The organism is Nonomuraea cypriaca (assembly GCF_015645445.1).
Lineage (GTDB): Bacteria > Actinomycetota > Actinomycetes > Streptosporangiales > Streptosporangiaceae > Nonomuraea > Nonomuraea cypriaca.
Genome location: NZ_JADOGI010000110.1, coordinates 1 through 18058 on the forward strand (window position 1 = coordinate 1; position 18058 = coordinate 18058).

Genomic DNA, 18058 nt, shown 5'->3' on the forward strand with positions numbered 1-18058 from the left:
AGGTCGGCCCAGTGGACCGGCCGCCCCGTTGTGAGGCCGGGGGTGCCCCCCGGCGTGGCTCCTGTGAGGGACGTCCAGGGCCGCGCTGGCTCGTGTGGGGGATGCTCGGGGCCGGAGTGGGTGGGGGTCCGGTTGCTGCTAATGTGCGGCGAATGAGTGGACGTGGAGTGCTTGTCACCGGCGGGTCGAGAGGGATCGGGCGCGCGATCGCGGCGGCGTTCGCCGAGCAGGGGGACCGGGTCGCGATCCATCACCGGGACTCCGCCGGCCAGGCAGAGAGCCTGCTCGCGGGGCTGAAAGGCCAGGGCCACGCCATCGTACGCGCGGACCTGGCGGACCCCGACGACGTACGGCACATGGTCGACGCGGCGGCCAAGGCATTGGACGGCGGGATCGACGTCCTGGTGAACAACGCCGGCGTCTTCCTCCACCACCCCGTCACCGAGCTGACCTACGAGGAGTGGCAGGCGGCCTGGCGCCAGACGATCGACGTCAACCTGACCGGCGCGGCCAACGTCACCTGGTGCGCGCTGCGGCACATGGCCTCGGGAAGCCGGATCGTCAACGTCTCCTCGCGCGGCGCCTTCCGCGGTGAGCCGGACAGCCCGGCCTACGGGGCGAGCAAGGCGGGACTGAACGCCTTCGGCCAGTCCCTCGCCATCGCCCTCGGGCCGCGCGGCATCGCGGTCGCCACCGTGGCGCCCGGCTTCGTGGAGACCGACATGACGAACGAACACCTCAAGAACCCCCGAGGCGACGCCATCCGCGCCCAGAGCCCGTTCGGCCGCGTGGCCCGCCCGGAGGAGATCGCGGCGGCCGTCGTGTACCTGGCCTCCCCGGCCGCCGAATGGGCGAGCGGCGCCGTACTGGACCTGAACGGCGCGTCCTACCTACGCTGACGCCTGCGCCGACGGGGCGAGGGTCACCACCTGCGCCGGACGGTCGCGGATCACCACCTGCGCCGGACGGTCGCGGATCACCACCTAGGCCGACGGTCGCGGATCAGCACCTGCGCCGAACGGCAGCCGGGTCAGTGGAGGCGGCGGTCGAGGAGGAGGGCGCCGCGGCCGGAGAGGAGCGTGGCGCACCACTCGCGCAGGTCCGCCGGCTTGGGGCCGGTCAGGCCGCCTCCGTCCAGGAGGTCCGCCCAGTCCAGGAGCGACTCGGCGAGCATCAGCGGCACCCCACGCCGCTCGTGCACCTCCGCCGCCGCCTCGAAATGCTCGGCGGCCTTGCGCGGGTCGCCCATGGTCACGCACAGATGGGCCAGGTAGTGGTGACCGCAGTGGTGCGCGATCGTCCCGTGCCCGAACGTCTCCCCGTCGGCGGCCAGCGAGTCGTACAGCTGCCCGGCCAGCTCCGCCCGGCCCAGGTGGGAGGCGGCCACGGCGAGGTTGTCGAGTGCGGGCCGGTGCGCCATGTTGCGCGGCGGCACCGCGCCCTGGTCGGCCAGGATGCGGTCCAGCAGCGGCGCGGCCTCCTCGTCGCCCATTTCGCACAGGTACCGCAGCACCGCGTGCACCGGATCGACGCGGGGCGCCCGCGCGGCCCGGCGCAGCCGGTCGCGCAGCTCCCACAGGCGGCCCTGGAGCCGCCGGATCTCGGCGATCTGCTCGGAGAAGATGGCCACGGCCTCCAGCCGCCGCCCGATCTCCGAGCCCAGCCGCATGGCCGCCAGCGCCTCGGACTCGGCCTGCGCCAGGTCGCCCTGCATCAGCGTCAGGCCCGCCTTGGAGTAGCCGATCAGCCAGTTGAGGTGCGGCTGCGCCAACCGGCGCGCCAGCTCGTCGGCCTGGTCGAGCAGCGTCCCCGCGCGGGCGGCGTCGCCGCTGTCGAGCACCGGGGGAGTGCGCTGCACGTACGCGTGGAACAGGGCGAGGTCGTCCCCCGTCCGGCGGGCCGCCTCCAGCATCTCGTCGCCGTCCCTGTGCCGCTGGTGCAGCGGGTCGGCCGGGATGATGGTCAGGCTGCGCAGGCACAGGACGAGGGCCAGCGTGCGTGGATCGCCCGACTTGCGGGCCAGCGCCACCGCCTCGTCGCTCAACGCGAAGCGCCGCTCTCCGTCGGGCGCCCAGATGAGCTCGGAGGCGAGCTGGGCCGCCAGCAGCGCCCTGGTGCTCAGGTCGGTGGAGTCGACCAACCGGCGCGCCTCGGTCAGCAACGCGATGCGCTCCATCTCGGGCGTGGCCGAGATGCTGGTGAGGCCGCGGTCGCCGCCGAGCGCCGCCATGACGATCAGGTCGCCACGCCCGCACTCCCTGGCCAGGTCGGCCGCGCGCACCAGGGTCGGCCTGGCCTCCGGGTGACCGGCCAGCCACATCGCCCGGCCGCACTCCACGAGCAACTCGGCGCGCCGCTCCTGGGTGGCGCCGGGGAAGTCGTTCAGCAGGTCGAGCACCCGCTGGTACCAGGTGACCGCCTCGCGGTGCGCCAGCCCGGCCAGCGCGTGCTGCGCCGCGCGCACCGCCGCGTCCGCCGCCGCGCTCACTCTGGCCGGGTCGCGGCCGTGCTCGGCGGCGGCCAGCAGGTGCGCGGCCACCACGTACGGCCGTGACTCCGCGGCCTTCGGGTCCGCCCGGAACAGCGCGTCGGCCACCCGCCCGTGCAGCAGCCCGGCGCGCGGCGGCGAGAGCGTGGCGTAGAGCGCGTTCCTGGTCAGCTCGTGGGAGAACTGGCACGGGCCACCACCGGACATGGTCACCAGGCCCGAGCCCATGGCCTCCTCCACCGCGGCCACGAACCTGGCCTCGTCGAGTCCGAGCCCGAGCCGCAGCTCCGCCGGCTCCATCCGCTCGCCCACGGCCAGCAGGCTGACCAGATCCCTGGCGTCCGGGTGGAGCCGCGCCAGCCGCGCCATCACCATCCTGGTGACCGAGTCGGGCACGGTCAGCCCGTCGAGGTCCTTGCCCGCGGCCAGCTCCCTGGCCACCTCGCTGATCAGGAACGCGTTCCCGCCGGTGATCCGGTGCAGCAGCTCGGCGTCGGCGCCGCCGCGCACCTGCGACAACACGTGGGTCACCTCGTCCAGCCCGAACGACGACACCTGGACGACCCGGCCGTCGGCGGTCAGCTTGTGCAGCTCCGGCATGGTGGGCGCGGCGGCGTCGACCGGCACGGGCCGCGACGTGGCCAGGATGAGCATCGGCATGGCCTCGGCGTCCCACATGAGGGCGCTCAGCATCTGCAGCGACTCCAGCGTCGCCCACTGCAGGTCGTCGATCACCAGCAGCACCGGTCGTACGGTGGCCAGGCGCTCGATCAGCGTGCGCGCGGCGGCCATCAGGTGGTAGCGCTCGGAGACCGGCTCGGTGGCGGGCGGCACCTCCAGCGACAGCGGCGGCGCGCCCAGCGAGGGCGCCAGGCGGACGAGCTGGCCGCACCGCTGGTCGACCCCGGCCCGCAGCAGCAGCGCGGGCGAGGTGCGGGCCAGCCGCTCCACCGCCCCCGCGATCGGCTCGTACGCCTGCCGCGCCGGATCCGTGCACCGCCCCGCCAGCACCGTGAACTGCCGCTTGAGCGCCCGCCTGGCCACCTCCGACGCCAGCCGGGTCTTGCCCACCCCCGGCTCGCCTCGCAGGATCACCAGCCCGCTGCCGAACTCGGCCGCCGCCAGCTCCCCCTCCAGAGCCCGCAGTTCAGCGTCCCGGCCGACGAACGGCAGCACGTGACCGTGGTCCAGCCACGACGCCAGCGCGCCGCTCTGGTGGTGGTCGGCGTTCTGCCAGTGCAACTCGTACGTGTGCAGCGGCTCGCGCAGCCCCTTGCCGGGCAGCCGCCCGAGATCCTTGAACTCGTGCCGGCTGCGGCCCTGCGCCAGCCGCCGTACCAGGTCGGTGCAGAGCACCTGGCCGCCCTCCGCCACCGCGACCAGCCGGGCCGCCTCCACCGTCGGCAGCCCGCTGACGTCGTCGTGTCCCCAGCACACGTCGCCGGCGGCGAGCGCGGCCCTGACGGAGATCTTCTCCATCGCCCGCTCGTTCTCGTCGGCCACGGCCTGCTGCACCGCGATGATCGCGTCGAGCCCGGCCGTGGCCGAGTCGAACACGGCCATCAGCCCGTCGCCGAGGCTCTTGGTGAACGTCGAGCCGTTCGCCGTCACCACCGAGTGGAGGAGCTGGTAGAGGCGGCGGAAGACGACGTTGGCGCGTTCCTCGCCGAGCCTGATCCGCAGCGCGGTCGAGCTGACCACGTCGGTGAACATGAGGGTCGCCGTGGTCAGGGTGCCCGGCTCGTGCGGGGCGCTCATGTCCGCAGCCCCTTCCGCGCGGGGGTGCGTACCCTCTGACGGACGCCCTGGCGGATCCCGCGGGTCCTGACCGCGGCCGGCGACTGCCTGATCCGCCACGCGCGGGCCAGCTCCCCGGGGATCTGGAACGCCGCCTGCCCGCCCGAGTGGCGGTCGATCAGGGCGACCACGATGTGCCGCCCGGCCCTGCGCACCAGCCAGCGGATCACCCCGTCGACGGGCCCGGTCAGCCTGGAGTGCCGGTGCGCGGACCGCGCGGCCGCGAACAGGGCCGTGCACCACCAGGCCGGCTTCGGCACGCCGAGCAGCTCGGGCACCCGGTCGGCGCCGTACGCGGCGTCGCGGAAGATCCAGTGCACCAGGCTGCGCGGCAGCTTGCGCCACCCCAGGTGCATGAACGCCTCCATCTCCTCCAGCAGCCGCGCCATCAGCAGGCGGCCCTCGTCGCTGGACTCGTAGAGCCGGCCCAGGCGCTCGCTGACCGGCTCGACGTCGGCGAGCGTGAGTGGCCCGTCGCGGCAGGCGTCCACGCCCATGAGGTGGCCGAAGACGCTCCACGTGTAGAGGTGGGCCGCGCGTTGCTCCTCGCTCAGCACCACGCCCATCGTCTCCAGAGCCTCCCACGTCACCACGGAGAAGTCGAAGATGGTGGCCAGCAGCAGCTCCTGGTTGACCGGCGGGCCGTACCTCTCCTTGTCCCAGTGGTCGGAATAGCGCTCGTCGACCAGGGCGCGGACGAACGAGTGCAGGAGCCGCAGCCCGATCGCGGTCGTGTGCCCCGGGCCGCCGGGGTGCAGGCTGTCGGTGGCCTTCAGCCCCATCACGTCGACCAGCATCTGCCCGGTCTCGGCCACCCGCCGGGTGAGGCTGTGCGTGGCCAGGCCGGAGACGCCGGCCAGCACCTTGGCGCTGGACACCTCGACGTACGCCATCGGCAGGCACTTGCAGAACAGCGCGGCCGACTGGTAGAGCCCGTAGTCGGCGAACACGGCCTGCCCCCTGGCCAGCAGTTCGCGGTCGTCGCCCCATTCGGGCAGCTCCTTGGCGAAGTCGATGGCCTCGAAGATGCCGGACGCGGGCGGTGCTCCCGAGGGCTCCCTGGCCTCCCGCTTGGCCTGCCCCAGCTCCGCGATCACCGCCCGCAGCAGCTCCAGAGGGCCGCCCTCGCCGGGCCGTGATTCGAGGTAGGCGGTCACCACCTTGTCGATGTCCGGGTCCGCCTGCTGCCTGAGCCGCCGGAATCTCTCCTCAGGCCAGCGCTCGGCGTCGTCTCGCTCGTTCATATGCCCCGTACTCCAGTTTCGGTCAGAGGCCGCCCCGTTTTCTCAGGGCGGCGACGTCCAGCAGCGTGATCGTCCGGCCTTCGATGGCGATGAGGTGCCGCGCCACGAGGGACTGCAGGGCCCGGTTCACGGCCGGCCGCGTCGCGCCGATCAGCGCGGCGAGGTCGGACTGGGTCAGGCCGGGCAGGTCCACCACGTCGTCGGACTTGCCGTGCTTGTCTGCCAGTTGCAGCAGCAGCTTCGCCAGCCGCCCGCCCAGGTCGAGGAAGGCCAGGTCGGCGGCCTGGTCCGTGAGTCTGCGGACCATGTGGCCGAGCATCCGCAGGAACTCGTCGGCCAGGCCGGGGTGCTCCCGCATCAGCTCCAGCAGCCGCGCCCTGGGCAGCGCGAACACCCACGCCGGGCGCACCGTCACGATCGAGGCCGAACGCGGTGAGCCGTCCAGCAACGCCATCTCCCCGAAGGTGTCGCCCCGGCTCAGCATGTTGAGCACGATCTCGTCGCCGTGCTCCGTGGTGAACACCACCTTCACCAGGCCGTCCAGCAGGACGTGAAGAGACTCTCCCCGGTCCCCCTGGTGGAAGATGATCTGGCCGGACCGGTACCTGCGCGCCAGCCCGGCCCGTGCGGCGCTCCGGATGCCGCTCTCTCCGAGCACGCGGAACAGCGGGATCTCCGCCAGCACGGCGGCGACCGGCTCGGCGTCGTGCGGCACCCCGCTTCGCCCGCTCATGCAAGAACTTTAAGCCGCATTCCGCCGCAGAGCAGTAAGGCGTCACCGGTCCCGCGAATGTGACGAGGAACACATCGGGACTGTCACGCCCGAGACAGCCTCGGCAGATCATCAGGCGCACCTTGGGTGTGCCGGCCGGACATGGAGACCCCCCGAGTACCCGGACCGGCAGGGAGAACGACATGCATGTGGAGACCCGCCTCGACACGGCCGCACTGGTCTCGGCCGCGCAGGACGGTGACGCTGGAGCGTGGGAGCGGCTGATCGAGGAGTTCACCCCCATGCTCAAGGCCCGAATCCGCCGTTTCAGGCTCAGCCACGAGGACGCCCAGGACGTGCTGCAGACCACCTGGCTGCTGGCCTGGCAGAACCTCGGGAGCGTCGAGGACGGCCAGCGGATGGCCGGCTGGCTGGCCACCATCTCCTTCCGCGAGTGCCTGAAGCTCACCAAGCGGACGCGCGAGGTCTGCACGCCAGACCTCGACTCGCTGGGCAGCACGGACGACGTGGACAGGCAGCTGGCCAGGATCTGGCTGGCCGGCACGCTCGAAGAGCTGGTCGAGGAGCTGCCGGACGCGCAGCGGGTGTTGTTCAGAGCGCTCACGGAAACCTCCGAGCCGCACTACGTTGACGTGGCGCGCAAGCTGGGCAGGCCGGTCGGAAGCATCGGGCCCACCCGAGCCCGCTGTTTCGCGAAGCTACGCGGGCTGCTCCAGGCCCGCGAGATCACCCGCGACTTCCTGGACTGATCTGCCCGGGACCGACCTGCTCGGGCTGCCTGGCGGCCTACTTCTCTGGCGGATCAAGCGGGATCGCCTCCAGGAACGGTTCGAAGTCGAAGTGCGCCATCTCGTACGCGTCCGGGTCGGTCTCGGCTGGATAGCGGTAGAGCTTGCGCCGGATCGTGGGCAGCGCGGGGTTGTTCTGGAACATGTCGCTGATGGCCTGGGGGACCAGTCCGCGCTCCATCTCCTCCGCCAGGCCCGCGGCGACTTCCTTGCCGAACGGCACGTCGTAGAGCGCGGCCACGGTGTGGTAGACGCGGAAGTAGCTGACGATGAAGCGCATGCGGTCGGGGTAGGACACCCAGTCCGCGACCCCGGCCGTGGACGCCTCCAGGTCCTCCGTGATGAACTCCTCGGCCAGCTTCCGCACCCGCTCGTCCTGGATCGGTGCCCAGCACGCCGCCAGGTCGACGCCCTCGGGCGCGGTCAGCGGTCGGCCGACCTTGATGTCGCTGAGCGGCGTGCGTACCGAGAACAGGTGGCGGGTGTAGAGCGAGGACCACTTCTCCTCCAGCACCCGCGTCAGCCACGGCTGGTCCTCGTGCCGCGCGCTGTAGAGGCGGAACCTGGGGAAGGGGCGGCGCGTCACCAGGGAGCGCAGCGAGCGCCACGACACCCGGGTCAGCCACCTGACCGGCCGGTAGAGCACCAGCTCCAGGGCCTTCTGCGCGCGCTTCTGCTCGTACGCCGACAACGCGATGTTGGCGCCGAGCACCAACTCGGCCCGCTCGGCGGGGTCGGTGGCCTCCTTGGCCTCCAGCAGGAGCCGCGCGGCGTCCTTCAGGTAGCGCGGGTCGGCCTTCTCCAGCAGCTTCGTCAGGAACTCCGGCGGCGCCGGAGTCAGGGCGGACTCCGGGCTCACCCTGAGGAAGCGGTCGGGCGTGTCCTGCCACAGGTTGACAGCCAGGCTGGCCGTCTCCAGGAAGATGGCGCGGTTGGCCAGTGCCAGCCCGAGGTGGTAGCTGGGGCCGAGCAGGGTGAGCAGCGTGGCCCGGAACAACCTCCTGAAGCGCTGCGGCACGCGCAGCCGGCGGCCGAAGTCGGCGATGAACGGCGAGTCAGGGGTGAGGTCCAGGCTCTCGCCGACCGCCTTGGACGTCCAGGTGGCGTAGCAGTACCAGTTGTTGCCGTCCCGGCCGAGGTGCGCGGCGAGGTCCGCGGCGACGCGGTGGTAACTGTAGGCGATGACCATCGCTTCGAGCGCCGGGCTCCGGTCCTTGTAGGCGGCGATGCGCAGCACGTCGTCCGCGGTCATCGGAGTGTCGGACATGGGGTCTCCCGTTTGCTGGTCCCGTCGCCTGCCGGAGTGCTCAAGAAGTAAGGAGCCGGTCCGGCGGCGTCAGATACAGTCGGCGGCCCGCCGTGCCCCGTGGCCGCCAGCAGGAGCATAGGAGAAGCGACTTGCGACGGGCTTGCACGCCGTCCGGGGCGGCCCCGGCCGCCCCGGACGGCCGCGGTCATTCCTGCACCATAATCTTGCTGATCACGACGAAACCGCCGAGCGTTCCCGCCGTGCCGGCGGCGGTCGTGGTGGTGAGATTGACCACCAGGTCATATGTGCCGGGGGCGAGTTCCCCGCGCATCGGAACGGAGGCGGTATATCGGCCCGAGCCGGGGGTGAAGGTCATCTCCACCGGGGGCGCGGGATGCCTCGTCTCGCCGCCCCCCAGCAGGTCCGCGATGATCTCCAACTGCCAGCGTCCGGCCAGCCAGTCGACCAGCTCGCCGGTCACCTCCCAGCTCACGTCCACGGTCCAACCCTCGTTGCTCCGTACCACGTTCGTCGGTTGGGCGCCCGGATCGACGACCTGGCCGTGGAGAATGCCGGTCAGCTGCTCGGCCGGCACTTTCATCACCTGGAATTCACCGGTCGCCATGTCGTTCTCCCTTTTCTGTGGGGATCCCGGTCCCCGTGTGAAGGTGCAGAGCGGCGACACCGGCGGCGAAATACGCGTCCCTTCTGACGAGAAAATTCCTGATTTTGTCAGGGCGCGCTCACTCGGCGATCCTGATCAGGTCTCCGGGGCCCGAGGCGCCGGCGCGCTCGCCGTTCAGCCGCACGCCTGCCTCCACCGCGCACGACAGGTAGGCGTTGACGCCCTTGACCACGAGGTCGCCGAGCTCCCCGCCGGCCAGGCGCAGCACCGCCGCGCCGCCCGCGGCCGCGACGACCTCGACCGTCCCGTACGGCGTCCGCACGCCGATCGGGCCCTCGTTGCCGGTCTGGACGAGCACGACGAGGTAGTGGACGTCGCGGTCCGGATGGCTGCGCAGGAACGCGTCGGCGTCGCCGTACAGGATGAGGCTCTCGGCGGTGTCCGGTGGGGGAGTGGACGGGGTGATCAGGGCGCACGGGGCCAGGCGCTCGTCCAGCGCCGGCACCGGCCCGTCGACCAGCACCCGGCCGCCCGCGGCCGCGTAGGCGGCGAGGAGCCGCTGGACGCCGCGGTGCATGAAGGGCCCGCCCGGCACGGTGACCGTCCGGTACGCGGCCAGCTCCCCGGCCGTCACGTGCTCCAGGTCGACCACCGCGTAGTCCAGGCCGCGCCCGCGCATCCGCTCGTGGAAGGCGCGCAGCGGCCGGCCGCACTGCGGGCCCTCGGGCCCCGACAGCGCCGCGATCCCCGCGTACGGCAGGTACAGCCCGAACGCGTCCCGCGCCGTCCCCGCGGACTCCAGGAACTCCGCCCCGTGCCGCGCGAAGAAGTCCGCCAGCGCCCGCACCACCGGCGCCTTGGCCGTGGCCGCGCCGCGCGCGTCGATCGGCGCGCAGTCGGGGTACGGCCCGGCGTGCGCCGCGTCGAGGTCCGGCGCCCAGCCCGAGGTGGCGACCCCGGTGTAGACGTTGAACCCGGTCGCGCCCGCCGCCATCGCCAGCAGCGACTGGTGGAAGCTGGTCGCGCCGTCGATGTAGGCCGGGTGGTAGAGCTTGGAGAAACCCCAGTTCTCCTCCAGGTTCGGGCCCGGTGCGCGCTTGGCGGCGATCACGTAACGGGCCTGCGCGTCGCGGTCCGCCGAGACGACCCCCATCCAGTTGGTGAAGCCGTAGGAGATGTCGCCCCACAGCTCCGGCCTGACCCGGGCCAGCCAGTCGTCCAGCTCGGGCACGGTCGGCGGGTTCAGGTTGACGACGACGGGCAGGTCGGAGCCGACGGCCTGGGTCCAGACACGGTAGACCTCGGCCAGGTAGTCAGCGTGGAAGCGCCCCCAGTCGGCCGGCGCGAGCAGCCCTCCCGGCCCCCTGGGCGGCTCGATCTCCGCCCAGTCGCCGAACGACGTCCCGTGCGCCCCGTTGTACGCCTCCAGCGTCCCGTACCAGGCCCGCAGCCGGTCGCGGAAGAACGCCACCCCGGACGGCCCGTAGTCGTAGGCCGTCAGCGGCAGCGCGCCACTGGTGTAGACGCCCTCGTTCGCGATCTGCAGCGCGATGACCGGGACGTCCTGGCCGAGCACCTCCTTGCCCACCGACGACAGCCACTGCGTGGCCCTGGCCAGGAACGCCGGGCCCAGCGGCGCGGGCAGCGCCCGTCCCGCGCCGCCCGAGCCGTCCACCCAGCGCGACGGGCGCCCGTACGCGTCCAGCAGCGGCTCGATCGACGGGTCCGCCTCCGGGCACACCCAGTCGGGCAGACCGCCATAGGTGACCTCGGCGTGGATGAAGGGCCCCGGCTTGGCGATCACCCGCAGTCCGAGCTCCCGGCAGAGCGCCAGGAAGCCGGCGACGTTCCTGGCCGGATGGGTGGCGCCGGTGAAGTCGGGGGCGATGCCGGGTTCCGGCTGGTGGTGCCGCCAGGGCAGGTAGCAGGTGACCACCTCGATCCCGAGCTCGTCGCGTACGGCCCGCAGCCGATCGGCCCACACGGCCGGATCGTCGCGGTAGTACGGATAGTCGGCGGTGACGAGCACCCGCGGCACGCCGTCGATGACGGCGACCCCGTCGCGGACCTCGATGAACACACTGAACTCCTTCACCATGAAGACCGGGTCAACCCTTGAGACCGGTGAACGCGATGCCCTGCAGGATGCGGCGCTGGAAGACCAGCAGCACCGCGATCACCGGCAGGACGGCGAGCGTGGCGCCCGCCATGACGTAGTAGGCCCGCCCGCCGTCCGGGCTGGCCACGAGCTGCTGCAACGCCAGCGGCAGCGTGTACAGCTCGGGGTCGTTGGTCACGAGCAGCGGCCACACCAGGTCGTTCCAGTGGAACAGGAAGCTGGTGATCGTGACGACCGCCAGCACGGGCTTCGACAGCGGCAGCACGATCCGCCAGAAGACCCGCAGCCGGCCCGCGCCGTCGATGAGCGCGGCCTCCTCCAGCTCGCCGGGGATCGACAGGAAGAACTGCCGCAACAGGAAGATGTCGAGCACCGAGGCGATGTTCGGGACGATGAGCCCCCACCCGGAGTCGAACATGCCGAGCGCCTGCGTGACGTGGATGCGCGGCACCAGCAGGGTGACCGCCGGCACCATCATGCCGGCCAGCATGATCACGAACAGCTTGTCGCGGCCGGGGAACGGGATCCGCGCGAACGCGTACGCGGCCAGCGCGTCGACCAGCAGCTTGGCCGGCACCAGCAGCGCGCACACCCACACGCTGTTGACGAACGCGTCGCCGAGGCCGCCGACGCCGAGGACGTACTCGTAGTTGCCGAGCGTCGCCGACCACTCGCCGGTCTTCTTGTCCAGCGGCAGCAGGGCCGGCACCTTGTTGTAGATGTCCGGCCCGTGCTTGACCGAGGTGGCCAGCATCCACAGGAACGGCACCACCGACACGGCCGCCAGCAGCACCAGCGCCACGTAGATGGAGATCGTGCGGGCCCTCACGACGCCTCCTGCCGCACGAACCTGAACTGCAGCGCGGTCACGATCATGATGAACACGAGCAGGATGAACGACATCGCGCAGGCCGCTCCCATGGCGTCGTAGCGGAAGGCGAAGAGGTAGAGGTGCAGCACGTAGGTCAGGCCGGACTGCTCGGGGCCGCCGGTGACGCTGCGCCCGTTGCCGGAGAAGATCACGTACACCAGGCCGAACACCTGCAGCGCCGCGATCACGCCCGTCACCAGCAGGTAGAACGTGGTCGGCCGGAGCATCGGGAAGGTCACCCGCCAGAACCGCTGCCAAGGCCCGGCCCCGTCGATGACCGCCGCCTCCTGAATGGCGCCGGGGATGGCCTTCAGCCCCGCCAGATAGATGATCATCGAGATACCGCACTGCCAGGCCGCGATGAAGGCCAGCGCCGGGATGACCAGTTCCGGCGTGTTGAGCCAGTTCTGGCCGGGGATGCCGGCCAGGCCGAGCACCGAGTTGATCAGGCCGTACTGCGGGTCGTAGAGCCAGCGCCAGATCGCGCCGACCGCGGCCTCGGCCGTGACGACCGGCAGGAACAGCAGCAGCCTGAACACGTTCGCGCCGCGCCTGATCGCGTTCAGCAGCAGCGCCTGCGCCAGTGCGGCCACCATGGTCAGCGGCACGGCGATCAGCGCGTACTGCAGCGTGACCCGCACCGACTTCCAGAAGTGCGGGTACTTGACGTCGTCGAACATCAGGTCCGCGTAGTTGGCCAGGCCGACCCAGTTGGCCTCTGTGCGCAGGTTCCAGTCCGTGAAGCTGTAGTAGAGGGCCGACAGGGCCGGATACAGCAGGAAGACCAGGAAGTAGAGCAGTGCCGGGGCGACCAGGAGCCAGCCGGTCAGGTGGTCGCGGCGGCGCGCCGGGCGGCGGCCGGACCGCCGCCGCCCGGGGCCGGTCGCCACGCCCGGCTGATCCGCCAGGACGGGCGCGGTCACGTCAGCTGTTCCAGCCGAGCAGGGAGCGGGTCCTCGCGGCGGCGTCCGTGAGCGCCTGCTGGGCCGTGGCCTTGCCCACCAGCGCCGACTCCAGCGCCGGGGCGATGATCTCGTCGTTGACCTGGATCCACTGCGGCACGGCCGGCCGGGCGTGCGCCACCTTGAGCTGCTCAAGGAACGCCGCCTGCTCCGGGCCGCCCGCGACGACCTGCGCCTTGAGGTTGACAGGGAAGCCGCCGAGCGCGTCGGCGACCGGGCCGTTGTTCGCGGCGTTGTTCATGAACGCCAGCCACTTCCACGCCAGGTCGGCGTTCTCGCTGGTGGAGAAGACGACGGAGTTCTCGCCGCCGATGTTGCCGGCCGGCTCGGTCTTGTACGGCAGCGGTGCCACGCCGAAGTCCAGGTCGGGGAACTGCTCCCGGATCGTCGGCACGTCATAAGGCCCTGTGATCGTCATGGCGGCCAGGCCGTTCTCGAAGGGCTTGTCCGAGTCGGTGATCTGACGCGGCGAGGACTTGAGCAGGTCCACCCAGAGTTGCAGCGCCTCCACCGCGGGCGGCTGGTCGAACAGCACCTTCTTGCCCGCGTCGTCGACCATCTGGCCGCCGGCGCCGTGTACGACGCCGGGGAACATCCAGGCGCCGTACCCGTCGCCCTTGGGGACGTTCATGCCGGCCACGTTCGCGTCGGCGGCGTGCACCCGGGCGGCCACCTGCTTCAGCTCGTCCCAGGTCTTCGGCGGGGCCGGCACCAGCTTCCTGTTGTAGAAAAGGGCGACCGTGGTCTGGTCCTGGGGGAGGCCGAAGAGCTTGCCGCCGGCCCGGTTGGTGTCGAGTGCGCCCTTGTAGAAGCCGGCCTCGTCGATCAGACCGGCGGGCACCTCCTTGATCGTGCCGTCGAGGGCGTACTTGGAGACCAGGGGCTGGTCGAGAATGCCCGCGTCGGGGGCGCTCGCGCCGGCCACGGCGCTGCCGAGCTTGGTGTTGTAGTCGTCCTTCGGTATCTTGACGATCTTGACCGCGACGCCGGGGTTGGCCTGCTCGAAGTCCTGGCGGACCTTTTCGATCACCTGGCCCGCCTGCGGGGTGCGGTCCTGGTACATCCAGAACGTGAGAGTTCGCTCCGCGGCGCCAGAACCCTGCCCGCCGTCGCCGCCACAGGCGGCCAGCCCGGCCACGAGCACCGCCGCCGCGGTGCCGCGCACAAGTCGTCGGCTCATTGAAGTCTCCTCATCGGGGGGATGGCCAGACCATAATCTAAGCTCCGAATAAAGTCAGGAAACGCTTTGGTAACGGCGCCTTCATCGGGCGGGCCTACATGGCTCTTCAAGCCTTGAACTAACATGGCCAGGCCGGTTTCAGAGACGGACGGGGGACGAGGATGGGCACGTCAGGGCGCAGGACCGTACGAGATCTCCGCAGGGGCAACCGCGCGATGCTCCTGCGCGCGCTCTATTTCGGCGGCGCCGCGAGCCGCAACGAGCTGTCCGCCGCGACCGGCCTCAGCGCGGCCACCGTCAGCACCATGACCGCCGACCTGCTGGCCGGGCACGTCATCGTCGAGGCGGGCCACGTCGACTCCGACGGCGGCCGCCCCCGCGTCCTGCTCAAGGTCAACCCCGCCTACGGGTACGCCGTCGGCGTCGACGTGGGCGAGACCCAGGTCAGGGTCGAGCTGTTCGACCTGGAGATGAAGGAGCGGGCCAGGGCGCACTACGCCGTCCGCTCGGCCAAGCACGACCCCGAACTGGTCGCCCGCCACATCCTGACCGGCGTGGACGCGGTGATCGCGGAGGGCGAGGTGCGACCGGAGCAGGTGCTCGGCGTCGGCGTCGGCGTGCCTGGCATCGTCGAGCCGGGGCCTGACGCGCTGGTGCGGGCCAAGACGTTCGGCTGGGAGGCGGTCCCGCTCGGCGCGCTGCTGCGGGCGGGGACCACGCTGCCGCTCCACGTCGACAACGGCGCCAAGACCATGGGGCAGGCCGAGCTGTGGTTCGGCTCGGGCAAGGGCACCCGCGACGCGATCATCGTCCTCATGGGCTCGGGCGTCGGCGGCACGATCGTCACCGACGGCGACATCTACCGGGGCGCCGGCAAGGCGGCCGGCGAGGTCGGCCACCTGAAGATCGTCGCGGGCGGCCGGGCCTGCCGGTGCGGTGCGCGCGGCTGCCTGGAGGCCTACCTGGGCGCCGAGGCGATGCTCGACCGCGCGGGCGTGGTCGCCGACTCCGCCGACGAGGAGGGCGCGCTCGCCCGGCTGCTCGAAGAGGGCTCACCGGTCATCGGCGAGAGTGTCGAGCTGCTGGGTGTGGGCCTGTCGAGCCTGGTCCACCTGTTCAACCCGGAGCGCATCGTCATCGGCGGCTGGGCGGGGCTCATGCTCGGCGGCCGGCTGCTGGCGGAGATCCGCGCGGCCACCGCCGCCAACACGCAGGCGCAGCCGTTCAGGCCGGACACGATCGTGCTCGGCCGCCTCGGGCCGGACGCCGTGGCGCTGGGCGCGGCGACGCTCGTGCTGGAGCCGTTCTTCAGGGACGCCGCGTTTCACGAATCCGTCCCCACTATTGCCTAGAAGTTAAATCAAGCATTGACACAAGTCTCGGGCGCAGGCACGCTCTGCTCGATAGAGCGCTCTCACACACCCCCCAGTCCGTGAGGTGAAGCAGTGCACCCCCGCCGAAGTCCCGCCCTCATCTGGTCATCCCTCCTCGCTCTGATCCTTCCCAGTCTGGTCGCGAGCCTGGTCGCGGGCCCGGCGCGGGCGGCCGACCCGCTCCTGTCGCAGGGCAGGCCCGTGACCGCCTCCTCATCCGAGGGCGCGTCCACGCCCGCCTCGGCCGCCGTGGACGGGAACACCGGCACCCGCTGGGCCAGCGCGTTCAGCGACCCGCAGTGGATCCAGGTGGACCTGGGCGCCACCGCCACCATCACCAGCGTCGTACTCCGCTGGGAGGCCGCCTACGCGACCGCGTTCCGCGTCCAGGTCTCCGGCAACGCCTCCACCTGGACGGACGTCTACTCGACCACGACCGGTTCCGGCGGCACCCAGACGCTGAACGTCTCGGGCAGCGGCCGCTACGTCCGCGTGCACGGCACCGCCCGCGCCACCGCCTACGGCTACTCCCTGTGGGAGCTCCAGGTCTATGGCACCACCGGCGGCGGCACGAGTTGCGGCACCGCCAACGCCGCGCTCAACCGGCCCGCCACGGCGTCCTCATCCGAGGGCGCGGGCACGCCCGCCTCGGCCGCCGTGGACGGGAACACCGGCACCCGCTGGGCCAGCGCCTTCAGCGACCCGCAGTGGATCCAGGTCGACCTCGGCTCGGTCCTGCAGGTCTGCCAGGTCGTGCTGCAGTGGGAGGCGGCCTACGCCAGATCGTTCCGCGTCCAGGTCTCCGACAACGCCTCCACCTGGACGGACGTCTACTCGACCACGACCGGTCCCGGCGGCACCCAGACGCTGAACGTGTCCGGCAGCGGGCGCTACGTCCGCGTGCACGGCGCCGTCAGGGCAACCGCGTACGGCTACTCGCTGTGGGAGCTCACGGTGCGCACCACCGGATCGACCCCGCCGGGCGGCGGCGGCGACCTCGGCCCCAACGTGCACGTCTTCGACCCGTCCATGTCGTCGGCGAGCATCCAGTCCACGCTCAACTCGGTGTTCGACCAGATGGAGGACAACCAGTTCGGCCTCCAGCGGCACGCCCTGCTGTTCAAGCCGGGCAGCTACAACGTCACCGCCGACATCGGCTTCTACACCTCGATCATGGGCCTCGGCCGCAACCCCGACGACGTCACCATCAACGGCCAGGTCAGGGTGGACGCCGGCTGGTTCGGCGGCAACGCCACGCAGAACTTCTGGCGCTCGGCCGAGAACCTGTCGATCACCCCGACCGGCGGCACCAACCAGTGGGCGGTCTCGCAGGCCGCGCCGTTCCGCCGGATGCACGTCAGGGGCAACCTCAACCTGGCGCCCAGCGGGTACGGCTGGGCCAGCGGCGGCTACATCGCCGACAGCAGGATCGACGGGACCGTGCAGCCGTACTCGCAGCAGCAGTGGTTCACCCGTGACAGCAACATCGGCGGCTGGCTCAACGGCGTCTGGAACATGGTCTTCTCCGGCGTCGCGGGCGCGCCCGCCCAGTCCTTCCCGGAGCCGCCGTACACGACGCTCGACACCAGCCCCGTGACCAGGGAGAAGCCCTTCCTGTACGTCGACTCGGCCGGCGCCTACCAGGTCTTCGTCCCTGCCCTGCGGCAGAACTCGCGCGGCGTCAACTGGCCCGGCACGGGCACCTCGATCCCGCTCACCCAGTTCTACGTCGCCAAGCCCGGCGACAGCGCCGCCACCATCAACGCCGCGCTCGCCTCCGGCCTGAACCTGCTCTTCACGCCCGGCATCTACCACGCCGACCAGACCATCAACGTCAACCGCGCCAACACGGTCGTGCTCGGCCTCGGCTACGCCACGATCATCCCGGACAACGGCGTCGTGCCGATGCGGATCGCCGACGTGGACGGCGTCAAGGTCGCCGGTCTGCTGTTCGACGCGGGCGCCGTCAACTCGCCGATCCTCATGGAGGTCGGCCCGTCCGGCTCGTCGGCCGCGCACGCCGCGAACCCCATCTCGATCCAGGACGTGTTCTTCCGCATCGGCGGCGCCCACGCCGGCAAGGCGACCACGAGCCTGGTCGTCAACAGCGACCACACGATCATCGACCACATCTGGGCCTGGCGCGGCGACCACGGCACCGGCATCGGCTGGAACGTCAACACCGCCGACACCGGCCTGATCGTCAACGGTGACGACGTCATGGCCTACGGCCTGTTCGTCGAGCACTACCAGAAGTACCAGGTCGTCTGGAACGGGCAACGTGGGCGGACCATCTTCTTCCAGAACGAGATGCCGTACGATCCGCCCAACCAGGCCGCCTGGATGAACGGCTCCACCCGGGGCTACGCGTCATACAAGGTGGCCGACTCGGTCACCTCGCACGAGGCGTGGGGGCTGGGGGCGTACTGCTACTTCAACGTCGATCCGAGCGTCGTGGCCGAGCGCGGCTTCGAGACGCCCGTGCGCTCGGGCGTGCGCTTCCACAACCTGCTCACGGTGTCGCTCGGCGGCAACGGGACCATCGCGCACGTCATCAACGACACCGGCGGGCCGGCGCAGGGCACCGACACGATCCCGGTGAAGGTGGTCGCCTTTCCCTGACCCGGGC

At 71.4% G+C, this 18058-nt stretch carries 13 protein-coding genes; 4 read left to right on the forward strand and 9 right to left on the reverse strand.

Going from position 1 to position 18058, the window contains the following annotated elements; genetic code table 11:
• The first annotated feature begins 152 nt into the window (after positions 1-152).
• Positions 153-899 carry an SDR family NAD(P)-dependent oxidoreductase gene (locus tag ITP53_RS30855; RefSeq protein ID WP_195898979.1) on the forward strand — a complete coding sequence of 249 codons (747 nt, stop codon included), beginning with the start codon at positions 153-155 and terminating at the stop codon, positions 897-899.
• Between the two features lie 131 nt (positions 900-1030).
• Here ITP53_RS30855 and ITP53_RS30860 read toward each other — a convergent pair whose 3' ends face one another.
• From ITP53_RS30860 to ITP53_RS30870, 3 genes are read right to left on the reverse strand one after another with little or no spacing between them, the layout of a single operon-like run.
• A complete protein-coding gene (locus tag ITP53_RS30860; RefSeq protein WP_195898980.1) occupies positions 1031-4246 on the reverse strand; it encodes an ATP-binding protein in 3216 nt (1071 codons plus the stop codon).
• Positions 4243-5529 carry an oxygenase MpaB family protein gene (locus ITP53_RS30865; RefSeq protein ID WP_195898981.1) on the reverse strand — a complete coding sequence of 429 codons (1287 nt, stop codon included), beginning with the start codon at positions 5527-5529 and terminating at the stop codon, positions 4243-4245. The genes ITP53_RS30860 and ITP53_RS30865 overlap by 4 nt, the downstream gene beginning before the upstream one ends.
• A gap of 22 nt (positions 5530-5551) precedes the next feature.
• Positions 5552-6262, reverse strand: a complete 711-nt coding sequence (locus ITP53_RS30870; protein WP_195898982.1) for a Crp/Fnr family transcriptional regulator — start codon at positions 6260-6262, stop codon at positions 5552-5554.
• A 182-nt stretch (positions 6263-6444) separates the two neighbouring features.
• Here ITP53_RS30870 and ITP53_RS30875 point away from each other — a divergent pair, with 182 nt between their 5' ends.
• Complete coding sequence (locus ITP53_RS30875; RefSeq protein WP_195898983.1) at positions 6445-7011, forward strand: RNA polymerase sigma factor; 567 nt, start codon at positions 6445-6447, stop codon at positions 7009-7011.
• A 37-nt stretch (positions 7012-7048) separates the two neighbouring features.
• Here ITP53_RS30875 and ITP53_RS30880 read toward each other — a convergent pair whose 3' ends face one another.
• The 6 genes from ITP53_RS30880 to ITP53_RS30905 all read right to left on the reverse strand — a co-directional run bounded on the left by ITP53_RS30880 (position 7049) and on the right by ITP53_RS30905 (position 14056).
• Positions 7049-8317: a hypothetical protein gene (locus ITP53_RS30880; RefSeq protein ID WP_195898984.1), complete on the reverse strand. Its 1269-nt coding sequence runs from the start codon at positions 8315-8317 to the stop codon at positions 7049-7051.
• 187 nt (positions 8318-8504) lie between these two features.
• Positions 8505-8924 carry a hypothetical protein gene (locus ITP53_RS30885; RefSeq protein WP_195898985.1) on the reverse strand — a complete coding sequence of 140 codons (420 nt, stop codon included), beginning with the start codon at positions 8922-8924 and terminating at the stop codon, positions 8505-8507.
• Positions 8925-9042: 118 nt separating this feature from the next.
• The gene (locus tag ITP53_RS30890) at positions 9043-11004 is read right to left on the reverse strand and encodes a beta-galactosidase (protein WP_195898986.1); all 1962 of its coding nucleotides are present in this window, start codon (positions 11002-11004) and stop codon (positions 9043-9045) included.
• A gap of 28 nt (positions 11005-11032) precedes the next feature.
• The gene (locus tag ITP53_RS59515; protein ID WP_195898987.1) at positions 11033-11872 is read right to left on the reverse strand and encodes a carbohydrate ABC transporter permease; all 840 of its coding nucleotides are present in this window, start codon (positions 11870-11872) and stop codon (positions 11033-11035) included.
• The gene (locus ITP53_RS30900) at positions 11869-12837 is read right to left on the reverse strand and encodes a carbohydrate ABC transporter permease (protein WP_195898988.1); all 969 of its coding nucleotides are present in this window, start codon (positions 12835-12837) and stop codon (positions 11869-11871) included. The genes ITP53_RS59515 and ITP53_RS30900 overlap by 4 nt, the downstream gene beginning before the upstream one ends.
• Before the next feature lies 1 nt (position 12838).
• On the reverse strand, positions 12839-14056 hold the full coding sequence (locus ITP53_RS30905) for an ABC transporter substrate-binding protein (protein WP_195898989.1): 1218 nt from the start codon (positions 14054-14056) through the stop codon (positions 12839-12841).
• 161 nt (positions 14057-14217) lie between these two features.
• Between ITP53_RS30905 and ITP53_RS30910 the strand changes: the two genes are divergently transcribed.
• Positions 14218-15408: an ROK family protein gene (locus tag ITP53_RS30910; protein WP_195898990.1), complete on the forward strand. Its 1191-nt coding sequence runs from the start codon at positions 14218-14220 to the stop codon at positions 15406-15408.
• 93 nt (positions 15409-15501) lie between these two features.
• Positions 15502-18051: a discoidin domain-containing protein gene (locus tag ITP53_RS30915; RefSeq protein WP_195898991.1), complete on the forward strand. Its 2550-nt coding sequence runs from the start codon at positions 15502-15504 to the stop codon at positions 18049-18051.
• Positions 18052-18058 lie beyond the last annotated feature (7 nt).